We start from the raw sequence: 14,365 nt of genomic DNA, 5'->3' as shown, positions 1-14,365 counted from the left end.
CACAAAACCAACACACCCAAAATTGTCATTATCTGCCATCACTAAACAAGATTTCCGGAATTATCCATTCCAAAATTCTCTGTCTAAACTTCTGTATTGTATAGCCTCCGAAATATGTCCGGAAAGTATATTTCTCTCTCCTTCAAGGTCTGCAATGGTTCTGGCAACTTTAAGAATGCGGTCATATGCTCTTGCGGAAAGGTTAAGTTTTTCCATGGCTAATTTGATGAGGGTAAGCGAAGTATCATCCAGACTACAGAAAGCTTCAATTTCTTTAGGTCCCATCTGAGCATTATAACTGATATTCAAATTTTTATATCTTTCATTTTGAGTAAATCTTGCTTTCAGTACCCGTTCTCTGATCACTTCACTTTTTTCTCCTTTTCTCTTTTCTGAAAGCTGCTCGAATTCAACTTTCTGTACTTCAATATGAATATCAATTCTATCCAAAAGCGGTCCTGAAAGCTTGTTCATATAACGCTGCATTTCGAGAGCTGATGAGGTATTATTAGGATCATCAGGAAAAAAACCACTGGGGCTTGGATTCATGGAAGCCACCAGCATAAAACTTGCAGGATAGTTGACGGTAAACCGGGCCCTGGATATGGTTACTTCACGGTCTTCGAGGGGCTGGCGCATCACTTCCAGGACAGTCCTTTTAAACTCCGGCATTTCATCCAGAAAAAGAACTCCGTTGTGGGCAAGAGAAATTTCTCCGGGTTGGGGATAGCTTCCTCCGCCTACCAAAGCAACATCTGAAATGGTATGATGCGGCGATCTGAAAGGCCTTACTGTCATTAAAGATGTTTCTGCTCCCATTTTTCCGGCTACTGAATGGATCTTGGTGGTTTCCAGAGCTTCCTTCAATGTCAGTGGAGGCAGAATACTCGGAACCCTTTTAGCCAGCATCGTTTTTCCGCTTCCCGGAGGTCCGATAAGAATAATATTATGCCCTCCGGCTGCGGCTACTTCCATTACTCTTTTGGCCGTTTCCTGCCCTTTCACTTCAGAAAAATCAAAGGGAAAATGGGCAATTTTCTCCTGAAACTCCTTTTCTACGTCTAATTTTATCTTCCTGAGCGGCTGTCCTTCGTTGAAAAAATCAATAACTTCTTTTATATTTTCGGCTCCGTATACTTCAAGACCTTCTACAATGGCTGCCTCACGGGTATTCTGCATCGGTAGGATAATTCCTTTAAACCCTTCTTCTTTTGCCTGAGCAGCAATGGGAAGCACTCCTTTAATGGGCTGCAGACTTCCGTCAAGGGAAAGTTCACCCATAATGATATAGTCATGAATATTTTCTGCCTGAAGCTGATCTGAAGCCGCCAGGATCCCAATCGCAATACTAAGATCATAAGAAGATCCTTCTTTACGAAGATCCGCCGGTGCCATATTGATGGTAATTTTCTTTCCCGGAATTTTATAGCCTACATTTTTCAGGGCCGCAGAGATCCTGTAACTACTTTCTTTTATTGCATTGTCCGGAAGTCCCACTAAATGGTATCCTACTCCGGTATCAACATTTACTTCAATGGTAATCGTTTGCGCAGCAACTCCGTGAATGGCACTGCCATAAATTTTGATCAGCATGGTGTGTTTTTGAAGTAAAAATAATGAATATGTTATTTTGAAAATCAGGAGTTTGGGTGGATAGTTTTCTATCAGAAAATGGATGATGGGGAAATATTTTAATAAAAACGTACTGGTTTTTCAAGGTGTGACATAAGCGGAGTTACTTCTTTCTGAGCCGTCACTATACAACAAAACAGGAAAGTTCATCATCTACACAGATCTATCCCTAAAACATTAAGAAAAAACTTCAGCAATTTTGCCGAAGTTTGAGTTATAAAGTTAGTTATTAAGATAATTTCTAATTATCGGTCGCAAAAGAAAAAACCTTAGTCAGGGTTTGTTAAGGAGGTGGAAAAAGATTTTGAGCAACTGCTACAACACCACTTAAGATCCCCACTAGCAAGCATTTGTGCATCTGACATACTAAGGCCACATTGTGATATTTTCCAATCTGTTGTATGCCAACAACAACTACCTCCCCCCAGTATGTTTTTTAATTGTGATCTTGTAAGTACTTCATGTGTACCTGATTTAAATGTTTTAAATTTTTTCATGATTAATAAATTTTATTTGGTTATGTAAATTGTTTTTACTTTTTAAATGAAGCCTCTCTCCGTCTATTCCTGGAATAGTTTTACGTTAAGTCATTTCAGGACGTAAGAATGCGCAATTTAATTATGTTTAAAAATCCTGATTAAAAATTCAGAAGATCATTAGGGCTTAATCAACTGTTTGTGAAATAAATATAATACATTTTTTCCGTTTATCATAATAAAAATATAAAAAGACAGTATAGTCTATCTGAAAGCATAAAATTTCGCCCGAATTTATTTTGATAAAATTGATACTTTGAAAATCATAGGGTTAAGCGGATAATATTCTATGATACAAAGAATAGACGGAAAGATTTTAATACAATGACACAAGTGAGACATTTGAGATTGTGGAGCTAAATTATCGTCGTCTGGAATTATTGCTCTTAAGTTTCATTTTAAGACTCATGTTTTCAACTATGTCTTTAATTAACGAAAATACTTCCAACGCCAACGTTTATTCATTGAGTGGTATATTTATGTCTGATATGAAGTAATTTTGATATAAAGATTCATATTTTTTTTATGGGAGTCAGTGAACAGTCTGCCATAGATTTTGATCAGTATGCTGTATTTTAAATGCGCACAATATGATTATCAAAAATAATCTTATTTTTAACTTTTAAACTGAATAACCATGAAAAAACTATTTTTTGCATTTTGCATCATCATCTTAGGCAGTACTCAGATGGCAATGGCACAATCAAAAGCAAAGTCAACTGACACTAAAGCTTCAATGTTGAAAACAATGCATAACAATCTTGCTAAAGAGACCATGAAAGACGGTACCTCTAAAGAAAAGTCTGAAAAATTTGCGGATTGCTTTACAAAAGATTTAGGTGAAAAATTAAGTCTTGAAGAGCTTAAAGTGTTTTATAAGCTGAATAGCCTAAAATCCGGACAAACACCTCCAAAAGAACTGATAAAGCAGGCTGAAAAAATGGGTATAAAAGAAAAAATGGAAACTGTGGGAGTAGATTGCGGATCTATCTTTCAATAGCATTTAATTCAATAGCCCGTACAAGGCTCTAATAAATCCAAATAAAAGACACTACAGACGGTACGTTAATTCGTACCGTCTGTGTTTATATCTATCTGATGCATTGTTCATATCTTTGGGTATATATAAGCCTAAAGTATCTGTTGCTAAAATAAATTACCGTTTTCGTGCAGGGTTTATAGATTTTGTAAAACATTATCAGCCAGTTCTTCCATCATTTTTTGTTGTTATTTGCTAGTATAAGTAAACTCAATTTCATTATCTTTAAAAATGAAATACTACTGCCATGGATAATACCTCCAATTTTTCCAACCCAGGAAAACGTAATGTTGCATTACGTTTCCTGCATTTGTATTCTATTGCTTATGTGTACATTTTTATGCTTAGCTCGCAATTTTCACCTTTGGCTGAGGTATATAAAAAAGGAGTACTGTGGTTGTGTAAAAATATTTTTCAGCAGCAGAAGGTAGAATATATACAAATGACCGGCAGCGGCGATACCACATTAGATTATTGGGTAGTACTTATCAATATTGGTTTAGCGGCAGTGGTTGCACTCGTTGTACTTCTTGCTGATAAAAGACAGCGCACCTTTAAAGACCTTCATTGGTTTACGGTGGTAGTAGTACGCTATTATGTAGCCATGATTATGCTTTCATATGGATTTGCAAAGCTGCATGACGGGCAGTTCCCTGCAAACACCGTTGGGAGACTGGAAAAAAAGGTTGGCGATATGTCGCCCATGGGTGTGGTATGGACTATGATGGGTGCTTCCAAAGGATACACCTTTGTTTCCGGACTGCTGGAAAGTATTGGCGGACTTTTGCTTCTTTTCAGACGTACCAAGACTTTTGGTGCCCTTTTTTCCATGACCGTGATGATCAATGTGGCTCTGCTGAACTTTTTTTACGATGTCCCTGTAAAAATATTTTCCAGCCATATTGTTTTATTTTGCCTGTTTATTGTAAGTGGTGATGCCATTGCGCTGTATCGTTTTTTTGTTCTCCATCAGCCATCACAGTTGCGTTTCCAAAAACGAACCGCCGACAAAAGGTGGAAGCGTATTACCCTTATCTGTCTGAAGTGTTTTGTATTTGTTTTTTTTATATTCAGTTTTTCATCCATGTTTTTCTATACCCCTCCTGCTGTACCTATGGAAGGGGCCTATATTGTTAAAAAATTTACGGTAAACAATCGGGAAGTACCGCCCTGCAGCACTGATTCTCTCGGATGGAAAAAACTATTAATCAGCTATGCCGGCCGGGCAAGTATAATTCGTAACAACGATAGTACTAAGGCTTTTCAGGGGATTATAGATACGGGCAAAAAAACACTTACACTCCGTAAAACGGAACAGGACAATATATATGCATCTCTGCATTACAATACTCAGAAAGACATTGTTGTTTTCACAGGAAATATAGGCCGCGACATGGTAAGAATAGAGACAAAAACAAAGAAAAAGGAAGATTACCCGCTTAACAAGCGTGGTTTTCACTGGGTTAATGAATATCCGTTTAACAGATAGTCCGTCAATATAAAGATGTACTCTTCGGAAGTGTATATTTCGCAGAGCATATCCTTTTGTTTTAATCGATTATTGATGGGATATTTCTGCTTTTAATTTGTGTGAAATATTTTGATATTATTCCTTCATAAGAAATCCAAATCCATTGGTATAAGACATTCTATTAAGTCCAATTATTAAAAATTTCAAATTTTCCTGAGTTAAAAGATTCATCCCGACTCTACCCTCTTTCTATAAAATAAATTCAAGACAAAATATTATACGTCAAGTTTTGGCGCTATGCTGTAATACCTTTGATTCAATCACTTAAGAGATTACACCTTATCAAAAGCGCGCAAAAAAAACTATTTATTAATCTTAAAAATTTATTTTCATGGACAAATCATCATGTACTATAAAACCTCCTTTTGTAAAGCTGGAGGATAATGGAGAGGCATCAATCTTAAATTATAACCTGCCTCAGCAAACCACTTACAATTCTGTAAGTTACGTCGGACTTAATATCCGTAAGGAATTATTTAAAAAAGAACAGTATACGCAAACACAATCTACTTACTGGACAGCAATTGATGAGATAAAACAGCTCAATACACAGGGAATCAAAGAGGCTATCAAAACGGATAATAACCTTATTCAGAACTTTGCTGTTCTTGATAAAAACATTAAGCTTCAGGCAACGGAATTATCAGCCATTACCAAAACAACTTTACTGAACAAGTTGCAACAGGCAAAAACTATTTCACCGGAGCTTATCCAGCTGCAGGCTGTAAAAAATGACGGAACAAGAATTGCAGAAGTGAAAAGTATACTTCCCACTGTCAACATTAAGGATATAGTAAAAGCAGAATTCATTGATGATGATTTAATTGCACAAAAACTATCCAAAGGGTTGATGCCTATAGCTGTTGAACGTTTTTCAAAAAAACCGGAAGTCTTGTATATTCCGAGACCCAAGGAGGCCACTCCCACTTTGAGTATGGTTCTGCATCTTAAAATGGCTTCTTATCTTGGAGATTACGGAGCGGGACAAACCGTTAAAACATTCTCATTGCTTCCGGGAGAAAAAACAACCATCACCGTCCGTTCCTATCAGCACGATGAAACCAAAAAAGAACAGTCGCAGAACGTACTGGACAGCTACAGCGAATCAAGTGCAGACGATCTTCAGAATACTGTAGAAAAAGAAACCCAGTTTACAACAGGATCTTCCAAAGAAGAAACCACTTCTAAAACCGGAGGATGGAATGCCGGTGGTAGCATTGGTCTTAACCTTGGATTCTTATCCATCGGTGGTGGCGGTGGCGGACAGGGAAGCAATACCGAAGGATCTACTTTCAATTCCAGCGTACAGACGCAGGTGAGCAATCTTGTAGGATCTGTAAGCCATCACGTATCCAAGGCTGACAGCATGCGTCAGATTGAAGTGAATTCTGAAAGCAGCAGCGTTCGTATTAATGAAAACGAAGAGACTATTGTCCGCGAACTTGAAAACATCAATAAAAGCCGTGTGCTGAACTTCGTTTTCCGCCAGTTATTACAGGAATATTTCAGTATCACCTATCTGTACGATGTTTCATTTGTTTATTATAACGGTTTCCCTGAAAGCAAAAGAACGGTAAAATTGGCTCAGCTTCCGGAACTGCTTAATGAAATATTAGTGGATGACTCTGCGGTAAATGAAGTTAAAAACCAAGTATATAGCTATCTATGCAGCATTTACGATTTCCAAGGTACCCCATCGAGCTTTATTGAAAAAGTTGAAGAAAAGCTTGGAAACTGCATCAATCCTGAAATTCCGGCAAAAACAACGTATTATGTACGTAAGCGTAAAGGCTTAAAGCAGGTTTATAAAGACAAATCGGTAGATGGGATTATACTGGATGTTACCCACAGGGTAATGCGTACTCCTTCCCTTGTTGTAGACGCGTTATTAGGCCAGGGAGAAGCACTGGATTGCTACAACCAGAACTTACAGGGTTCTGCTGTAGAAGCCGCTGAATTAAACAATGAGGCTTTAGGATTACAGAATTCAGGAATGAAATCTTCCATAGAGCAATCTGATAAGCGTTTGGAGATAGAAACCCAAAAATGGGAGCAGGAACAAGAACGAATCAGCCAGGCAATGAAAATCATTAGTCAGATTAACGACGCTGCTGAACAGGCAAAACTGTACAAAAAGATATTCTCAGAATGCTGCGATGTACCCCAAAGCGGAGGATGTGGCTGTAGCCCTACTGCAGAAAAAGTATAAATAATCACCTTACCCGTTATGGTGAAACGCCATAACGGGTTTTCAAAAAAATCACATTACTATGGCAAATAATTTTAAAAATCCCTGGGAAAGTAATACATGGGGACAAGGCAGCGAAGCATTTACCCGATGGCTGCCTGAAGATGCCGCCTATTTTACAGGGGTTAATCCCAATACGGGTGAAAGTGCAAATGATCTTGATTTCTTTTCTCCTGAATCTCAAAGCGGAAGCATTAAAACGATCTGGGATTATGATAAGATTAAAAAGAATTATCAAAAAGACGGACAATTGATATTAAAAAAGGAATATAATGCCGGAACATCAGGTCCTATGAAAGACCGATGGAAAAGCTTATTTGGAGAAAACACCTGTGCTATTAAACTCTCGTGGGCACTCAACAATGCAGGATATTATATTCCTGAGCATACTACCTCAAATAAAAGAAGTACCTGGACAGGCAATATCAACCCCAAACATCAGTATATTCTTTCTGCTGATGAAATGGGAACTTACCTGAAACAGAAATTGGGTACACCGACTCTTAAATCAGACGGACCTATTAAATCGGACGATGAATTAGACACCTTCATTGCAGAAACAAAAAAATGGAAAAGTTATGGAGGTATTATTTATCTGGATTCTCATAATTACGAAGAATACGGTGCAACAGGACATGTAGATCTGGTGTATGAAGATTCAGGCGGTGACGCCCGTATATATGGCATGGATGAAGAACTGGATAACTATATAGACTGGCGTAACGGAGATTGGTTTAACAGTGACTCTCAGCTAGAAGTCTATATATGGCTTCTGAAAGGGGAAAAACGTTAACTTTTTTTTCCGGCTTCAAATTCAGTTATTATATTTTTCTGATAAAATCAAGAGGCTATCTCACTTTTGAGATAGTCTCTTTTCTATTTCATGCAGGAGGTTTTCAAAGAAATAAGATTACCCTTTTGGGGTATTGCGCCAAGCCAGCAAAAATGTAAAATTTGTGATACTAAATACCTCTGTCATGAAAACTAAAATTTTATTTATGCTGCTCCTATGCGTGTACTGCATAATTCATTCCCAAGAAAATACCATTTATTATGATTTTGAAAGATCCGGTTATTTTGTGAAAAATACTAAATCCGAGCTGAAAGAATTAACTCCTCATGAGCTTAAGAATAATACAGAATATCAGCTGAAAATGATCAATATTAATCCGTTTTACTATAAAATATCACTGCAGATAAAGCAGCAGGATAAAATCAAAGAAATTTTTGATTTTCTGCGAAAAGCAATGTCCGGAGATATTTCTCCCGATCTTAAAATTATGAATGTAGTAGAAGGAGAAAGAGATGCAGCCTTTAAAAAACTTTATAATGAGGCAATATTAATAGATGCACTATTGAAAAACTCCTATTTTTCAAAAGATATAAAGACTAAAATCGAAAAATTTAAAAAAGAAAATACTCTGTTAGCGGCTTATCAAAGTTCTGACAACCCCTCATCATATACCTTTACAGACGTTCAAAAGCTCAATTCCCTTATGAACGATGTTTCCTATTTTGTCCATGAGAAGCATTCAACAATGGATTTGGGAAAATTTACAACCGCCGGTACCGATTATACTTTTGAACTGACCTTCACCCCTCCTGAAGATAATTCAATTAAACAGTCTGAAAAAAAAGATGTAACAACTTTCACTTCAAAAAGTAAATTTAAGGCTTACTTCAGTTCCGGGCTATTTCTTGCTGCTCCTGTCAACAGTAAGTATTATGTATCTGATAAAAACGCAAATAATGCCTATACCATCAGGGAAGAAGACCGGGGTAAAATGTCTTTAGGGGCCATGACTTTAGCTCACTTCTTGTATGGTTTCAGGAATTCAACAACCAAAATAGGCTTTAATGTCGGAGCAGGAATTGATCTGGATACACAGCTCAGGTTTCTGCTCGGAGGAACCTTTATGACTAATAACATTACGTTTAATGCCGGTTATAACTGGGCTTTTAAAGAAGTTTTATCTGACAAATTACAGCAGGATAAAGAATATACGGAGCAGCCTGAGATCGCTTATAAAAAAGTTCTGAAAGGTGGATTCTGGCTTGGAATCAGCTACAGAATATTTTAATCAGACTGATATAATTCCCTGTATAAAAAATAAGCCGGTATAGGATTACCGGCTTATTAAGCATAAAAAAACTAACTCAGGATGATCATGTTGATCTTTTATTTTTTGATGAACTTGTTTTTGTAAACATTTCCTTTTGTATCGGTCGAAAGAACGAAGTAATTTCCGGGAACCAATCTGCTTACATCAATTGCTTCATTATACTGATGTCCGTTTTTCTTCAGGACCACTTTTCCGGATACATCAATGATAGAAACTTCGCTGTACGTTTTATCTGATTCTTTTCCGATGTACAGGAACTGAGCTGTTGGATTCGGATAAATTTTCAGATTGTTGTCTTTAGCTTTTGTTTCTCCTGTTCCCAGGTTACTGCAAAATTCAAAATTTCCGAAATTCAGTTTGATGAATGATGCTGTTCCTAAAAACTCACACTGATCCGGACAATATTCTGTACAGGCATAAAAACCGTATTCCCCGGACTCTGTCGCAGTATAGGAATCTCCTGTTTCGCCTTCAATAACACACTCATCTCCCACAGAAGGCGGCGCAATACTTGGAATACATTTGTACCAGGTATGGGTTCCGTATACCACAGGAAACGCATTGCTGAACTGTACGGATGCTCCTGCACAAATGTTAAATTCCCCGTCTCCTATCTGCTCAAAAGTTCCGGGAGTGAATGTGCTGATCATGGAAGGAAGTCCATAAACAAATCCGTCTGCCATTACCGCAGGGCTTTCTGCTGAACAGTCTCCCTGGGTTACCGCTACTTTAAAATAATAAAGCTGGTCATCATTCCCGTTAATGGTGAGGGTTTGTGAAGTTTCTCCCGGAATGGGTTCCCAAGGATTGTTATTAGGCGTCTGCCAGGTCCATGCCTGCTTATACCATTGATAGGTGCCGAATGCCTGTGTAGAAAGGACTTCGTTTTCCGTATTGCAGAACAAAATTTTGTCCGGAAACTTTACGCCAAGCCTCGGGCTGGTGATGGTAGGATTACACTGGGCTTTTATACTCATGGCACTGATGAATAGAAAAGCCAAAAACATTAATTTTGCTTTCATATATATAAATCGTTAAGGGTTAATCAAGTAAACAGGTCAGTCCAGCAGCAGCCTGACCCCGAATTTTACATTGAAGTGTAAGGGTTTTTCTTTATAGATCGTGTTAAGTCCACTATTATCTTTAAAATGATAACCGATTCCCGGTTCTGCATATATTCCGAATTTATCAATCACCTTCAGCTGAAGTCCGGCCGCCGTATTGACTGAAAACTGTATTGGTTTTGAATCCAGGCGTTCTTCTGAGGTTTCCTTTACCTCATCGTTGACAATATATTTTGTTTTGAGACTTCCTGCCACAGGTTTTTCCGCAATCATTCCTCCCGTAACATATCCTGTAAACCTCCCTTTTTTCACCACATTATAATTGATCTGAACAGGGATGCCGATATAATGAACGGTCTGCTCCCCTTTGATATAGTTGGAGCTGGTTCCGGAATGAAGTTCAGACGAAAGCTTGGTATAGTTCACTCCTGTTCCAACGCCCCATCTTTTTCCAAGATTATAGTAGAGCGAAAGGCCAAAAGTAACAGGGATTTTATGTCTTATTCTTGCTTCTACTTCTTTGCTCTGATTGGCCAGTAAAATTTCGGTTAACGGGTCGTCTTCGGTACTTGTAGCACTCCACACTTCATCAACAATCATTGGATTTCCACTCATAGAAGCATATCCCGAAAACTGCTGTACGGAAGAATTTGAAGAAGCATTTCCCGTCAACATACTCAGCATCCATGACCTCTTAGAATGTTGTTTTCCTTGATTGGATTTATCATTTCTGACATATTTCTCCTGTAAAGATGTTTCATCCGCAACAGATACCTCATCAATTTTTTCTTTTTCTTCTTTTGGAGTAAGAACATAATTCTGGCCGGGAATCTCTTTATTTTGCAGTGATCTTAAGTCAAAAACATTCCTTTTCTCTTCTGAAATTTCTTTGTTGATATTACTTTCAAAAGTATTCTTCTGTACTTTTTCATCTATATTTTTCCCTGTGACCATGCCTTTTGAAACACTAAATTTTTCCGGATCTGCGGTTTTGATACCTGGTGCAGTATCCGGGACCTCTGAATGGCCTGATTCCCTTCCGAAATTCGCGATCTGATCTTTCTTTCCAGAGTTGGCCGTACTCCTACTCTCCGTTGTCTCTGCATTCATTTCCAGCAACAGCTTTCCGGTAAAAAATAACAGAACAACAGCTGCTGCAATTCCCGCAATACGATATAGCCAGGCTTTATGGCTTCCGACAGACATATTTTTATTTTCGACTCCATTTTCTGAACCTGAATTAAGGCTCACAGGAATTATATTCTCATTTTTTTCTGAAAACAATTCATCCCTGATATCTTCCCACAGCCCATCCGGAACATCCTCTTCATGGTCTTCCATCTTGCTGCGCAGATCATTGAGCCACCGGTTATTCATATTGTGCTTTTTTGGACATTTTAAATTCTTTAATTTTCTGGACCAGTAGTCCTTTTGCCCTGTGAAACTGTGAAGCTGAAGAGTTTTCTGCTATTCCCAGCAGCTCCGCAATTTCTTTATGGCTTTTTTTCTCAAATACATACAGATTAAAAACAGTTCTGTATCCATCCGGAAGTGCTTTTATCATTTCCATGACCTCTGTCTGTGGAACTTCTTCAAGATCAGGCTCTTCTTCTTCCGGAGTGTCAGGAAAATCGGAAGTCCAGGCTGTGGTCTGAAAACCGGAATTCTGCCTGATATGTTTTAGTGATTCATTCACTGCAATTCTCATCATCCATGCCTTTAACGATCCTTCTCCCCGATATTCAAACGTGTCTATTGACCGGAACATTTTAATGAAACTATTCTGCAAAATATCTCTTACATCATCTTTTTCAGCAATATAGCGGGAGCAGACCCCGGACAGGCTTCCGGAATAAATTCCGAAAAGTTCTTTCCAGGCAGCTTCTTCTTTTATCAGAAGGCGGTTAATCAAAATCTGCTCCTTGTTTTCTTTCATGTATGGCTACAGCGTCCGGCTTTTTAAATGGTAGGGCAAAAATAGACTGGATCTTTTAAACGGTATCTATCTATTTGTTATTTCTATCAATTCTTCAGATGATAAGGGAAATTATAATAAATGATTTCATAGGGATCTAAATCTGTTCCGTCTACTGTGATTCTTTCGGCAGTCAGGCCAAATCTCAACGATCTGTCCAGTCCTGCAAAATACCCTTTTTGCTTAGCAGCTAATGTGATCACGGCATTTTTACTAACTCCGTCAACAGGAATCCGAAATGCCAGTTTTTCAGGAGTAAAAGTCAGTTCTATTACATTTTTATCAGCATACAATACAGAAGTGTAATTCAGATTATATTTCACTTTTCCAATGGCAGCCAGTGCCGCGTCTGCTTTTACAGGGTCTTTTATCACTGATTTTACAATTTCTTTTACCGGAAATTCCGCAAATGTTATGGTATCTTTTTTTGTTCTAAATTCTATTGCCTTTTCTGTTCTGGAGATTCCCTGAACAGTAATCAGCCTTCCTCTGTAATTCCCCTTAAGATCTTCCAGTTTTACGGGGGGAGCCTCAATATCATTATCATCAAGACATGAGGCAAACAGAGTAAAAATTACTCCTACGGCTAAAATGGCCGCAAAAAATTTAAGTACTATCAGATTCTTCATTACATTATTTTTTACTGTATTAAACATTCATTGATTTTGAGTACTCATTAGTAAAACCCGGTTTTTGGAAAATCTTGCATGAAATTTTATAAAAAAGGCCAAACAACACGACAATCACCTGATTTACAGATCATAAATTTTCAATAATATCTGAAAGCCTGTTTAAATTTCTAAATTTGATTTTTTGTATAACATTCACATCTTTATTTAAATCACATTCTTTGAGTATTTTTTGATTAAAAAGATAATATACTGGCGATGTGTTTTTTCCACGCAAAGCTTTCATTTTATAAACTACTGACTTTAAGGGAGCAAAGGCTGTAATCAACTCGGTTGATTCGTTGATGCGTATGGATAAACATTCCGCTTCATCAGCGATGAAGTCGCATCACTTTGATGACTCAAAATAAGGTGGAATTATTCATCAACTTTGCGTTAGTCTTTTTGAAGACTTGAAGAAATGTAAAATTTAAACCGTCTCTTACAGTCTCCATTATTTTATTTTGAAATACAAGATTTTGAGCTTTCTAATCACCTCTGTTTATCGAATCTTTTCCCATTGAAACTCTCATATACTCTTCCTTCTACCTAATTTCAGGGAGAATAAAAATCCTGATTTTTCTGTATTGTTCGGACAGCTTATCCAGCACTACATTTGCAGGATCAACATTCAAAAGTAGTATTATGAAAATGCAAAAGACAAAACGAATTATTTTCAGTCTTCTTACTGTAATAGCTATAGGAAGCATATCTGTAGCATGTGGTAAAGATGATGACGACCCTTCCAATGCGAAGGCCAATATGAAAATGACCATTACAATAAACGGAGCAGATTCTAACGACCAGGTGGATTTCGGAATAGCGGCAGGAAACCATGATGCCAGCCAGTACGGCTCCCCGGTATGGAAAATAAACGGTGTCACACAGGGAAATGAAGATGATATTATCCTGGGAATAAATGATTTTACAGGTTCCACTCAAACCTATGTTCTTGAAACCGTGAAACCTTTTAATTTTGGAAATTTAAGTGCCCATGTTACCAATCATGACGGAGGCCCTATTGCTGTGAGCTACAAAACTGAGGTAGGAGGAAGCGTAGAAACCAATGTAACCACAACGGTAGTTGCCGGACAAACCCATAATAAGAATTATACGTATGTAGCCAAGTAGGCTTTGTTTCGGAGAGAATTAAATCGATATCAGATATTTTTTTTGCTAATCAGACCGGTAGTTTAAAACTGCCGGTCTTTTTTTAATTCATCTTTCTTGAAATTTTCTCTAATCTAAAACCAAAAAAAGAAAAACCAGCATGGGAATCATGCTGGTTGATTTAAAAGTTTTGAATATTTTCTGAAGCAGTAAAAATTACTGTAGTTCTTCTGGGACTTTGTATAATCCGTTTTTAGTTATAATCTTCAATAGCTTATTTGTCTTTCTATCGACTGTTATAGCAGCTCCAGTTCCAAGAACCGGGGGATTAAAGTTAAAATGAACCGAATACTGAAACTCAATGTCAGGATTCATTTCCAAGATCATAGGATTTATATCTCTATATACTCCAATACTGTTATAATCAGCAAGTAAATCT

General features: G+C 37.5%; 12 protein-coding genes. 7 read left to right on the top strand and 5 right to left on the bottom strand.

The genetic code is table 11. The annotated features are described in order from the left end of the window. Nucleotides 1–60: 60 nt before the first annotated feature. Nucleotides 61–1,593 (bottom strand): YifB family Mg chelatase-like AAA ATPase, encoded by a 1,533-nt coding sequence (locus FW768_RS15895; RefSeq protein WP_153397068.1) that lies wholly within the window; start codon nt 1,591–1,593, stop codon nt 61–63. 1,212 nt (nt 1,594–2,805) lie between these two features. Here FW768_RS15895 and FW768_RS15890 point away from each other — a divergent pair. The 5 genes from FW768_RS15890 to FW768_RS15870 all read left to right on the top strand — a co-directional run bounded on the left by FW768_RS15890 (nt 2,806) and on the right by FW768_RS15870 (nt 9,067). Beyond that, nucleotides 2,806–3,168: a hypothetical protein gene (locus FW768_RS15890; protein WP_153397066.1), complete on the top strand. Its 363-nt coding sequence runs from the start codon at nt 2,806–2,808 to the stop codon at nt 3,166–3,168. A 286-nt stretch (nt 3,169–3,454) separates the two neighbouring features. After that, the gene (locus tag FW768_RS15885; protein ID WP_153397064.1) at nt 3,455–4,696 is read left to right on the top strand and encodes a hypothetical protein; all 1,242 of its coding nucleotides are present in this window, start codon (nt 3,455–3,457) and stop codon (nt 4,694–4,696) included. A gap of 373 nt (nt 4,697–5,069) precedes the next feature. Then, entirely contained in the window at nt 5,070–6,947 is a 1,878-nt protein-coding gene (locus tag FW768_RS15880; RefSeq protein WP_153397062.1) for a hypothetical protein, read from the top strand. Nucleotides 6,948–7,008: 61 nt separating this feature from the next. Beyond that, the gene (locus FW768_RS15875) at nt 7,009–7,779 is read left to right on the top strand and encodes a T6SS effector amidase Tae4 family protein (protein ID WP_153397060.1); all 771 of its coding nucleotides are present in this window, start codon (nt 7,009–7,011) and stop codon (nt 7,777–7,779) included. Nucleotides 7,780–7,963: 184 nt separating this feature from the next. Continuing rightward, entirely contained in the window at nt 7,964–9,067 is a 1,104-nt protein-coding gene (locus FW768_RS15870) for a hypothetical protein (RefSeq protein WP_153397058.1), read from the top strand. 98 nt (nt 9,068–9,165) lie between these two features. Here FW768_RS15870 and FW768_RS15865 read toward each other — a convergent pair whose 3' ends face one another. The 4 genes from FW768_RS15865 to FW768_RS15850 all read right to left on the bottom strand — a co-directional run bounded on the left by FW768_RS15865 (nt 9,166) and on the right by FW768_RS15850 (nt 12,777). Continuing rightward, nucleotides 9,166–10,131 (bottom strand): T9SS type A sorting domain-containing protein, encoded by a 966-nt coding sequence (locus tag FW768_RS15865; RefSeq protein WP_153397056.1) that lies wholly within the window; start codon nt 10,129–10,131, stop codon nt 9,166–9,168. Nucleotides 10,132–10,167: 36 nt separating this feature from the next. Beyond that, nucleotides 10,168–11,550: a porin family protein gene (locus FW768_RS15860; RefSeq protein ID WP_153397054.1), complete on the bottom strand. Its 1,383-nt coding sequence runs from the start codon at nt 11,548–11,550 to the stop codon at nt 10,168–10,170. Further along, nucleotides 11,543–12,109 carry an RNA polymerase sigma factor gene (locus FW768_RS15855; RefSeq protein WP_153397052.1) on the bottom strand — a complete coding sequence of 189 codons (567 nt, stop codon included), beginning with the start codon at nt 12,107–12,109 and terminating at the stop codon, nt 11,543–11,545. The genes FW768_RS15860 and FW768_RS15855 overlap by 8 nt, the downstream gene beginning before the upstream one ends. Before the next feature lie 86 nt (nt 12,110–12,195). Beyond that, nucleotides 12,196–12,777, bottom strand: a complete 582-nt coding sequence (locus tag FW768_RS15850; RefSeq protein ID WP_153397050.1) for a DUF4840 domain-containing protein — start codon at nt 12,775–12,777, stop codon at nt 12,196–12,198. Nucleotides 12,778–13,461: 684 nt separating this feature from the next. Here FW768_RS15850 and FW768_RS15845 point away from each other — a divergent pair. Together FW768_RS15845 and FW768_RS24015 are read left to right on the top strand one after the other, a co-directional pair. Continuing rightward, complete coding sequence (locus tag FW768_RS15845; protein WP_153397048.1) at nt 13,462–13,947, top strand: hypothetical protein; 486 nt, start codon at nt 13,462–13,464, stop codon at nt 13,945–13,947. A 217-nt stretch (nt 13,948–14,164) separates the two neighbouring features. Continuing rightward, the gene (locus tag FW768_RS24015) at nt 14,165–14,269 is read left to right on the top strand and encodes a hypothetical protein (RefSeq protein ID WP_153397046.1); all 105 of its coding nucleotides are present in this window, start codon (nt 14,165–14,167) and stop codon (nt 14,267–14,269) included. Nucleotides 14,270–14,365 lie beyond the last annotated feature (96 nt).

This window comes from Chryseobacterium vaccae (assembly GCF_009602705.1).
In the GTDB taxonomy this organism is placed as follows: domain Bacteria; phylum Bacteroidota; class Bacteroidia; order Flavobacteriales; family Weeksellaceae; genus Chryseobacterium; species Chryseobacterium vaccae.
The sequence above is the reverse complement of the archived record's forward strand: the minus strand, read 5'-3'. Positions and strand labels throughout refer to the sequence as shown.

Bases quoted from the DNA above. Each gene is read 5' to 3' on its own strand.
- FW768_RS15895 (WP_153397068.1), bottom strand. From the start codon at position 1,593: ATGCTGATCAAAATTTATGGCAGTGCCATTCACGGAGTTGCTGCGCAA.
- FW768_RS15890 (WP_153397066.1), top strand. From the start codon at position 2,806: ATGAAAAAACTATTTTTTGCATTTTGCATCATCATCTTAGGCAGTACT.
- FW768_RS15885 (WP_153397064.1), top strand. From the start codon at position 3,455: ATGGATAATACCTCCAATTTTTCCAACCCAGGAAAACGTAATGTTGCA.
- FW768_RS15880 (WP_153397062.1), top strand. From the start codon at position 5,070: ATGGACAAATCATCATGTACTATAAAACCTCCTTTTGTAAAGCTGGAG.
- FW768_RS15875 (WP_153397060.1), top strand. From the start codon at position 7,009: ATGGCAAATAATTTTAAAAATCCCTGGGAAAGTAATACATGGGGACAA.
- FW768_RS15870 (WP_153397058.1), top strand. From the start codon at position 7,964: ATGAAAACTAAAATTTTATTTATGCTGCTCCTATGCGTGTACTGCATA.
- FW768_RS15865 (WP_153397056.1), bottom strand. From the start codon at position 10,131: ATGAAAGCAAAATTAATGTTTTTGGCTTTTCTATTCATCAGTGCCATG.
- FW768_RS15860 (WP_153397054.1), bottom strand. From the start codon at position 11,550: ATGAATAACCGGTGGCTCAATGATCTGCGCAGCAAGATGGAAGACCAT.
- FW768_RS15855 (WP_153397052.1), bottom strand. From the start codon at position 12,109: ATGAAAGAAAACAAGGAGCAGATTTTGATTAACCGCCTTCTGATAAAA.
- FW768_RS15850 (WP_153397050.1), bottom strand. From the start codon at position 12,777: ATGAAGAATCTGATAGTACTTAAATTTTTTGCGGCCATTTTAGCCGTA.
- FW768_RS15845 (WP_153397048.1), top strand. From the start codon at position 13,462: ATGAAAATGCAAAAGACAAAACGAATTATTTTCAGTCTTCTTACTGTA.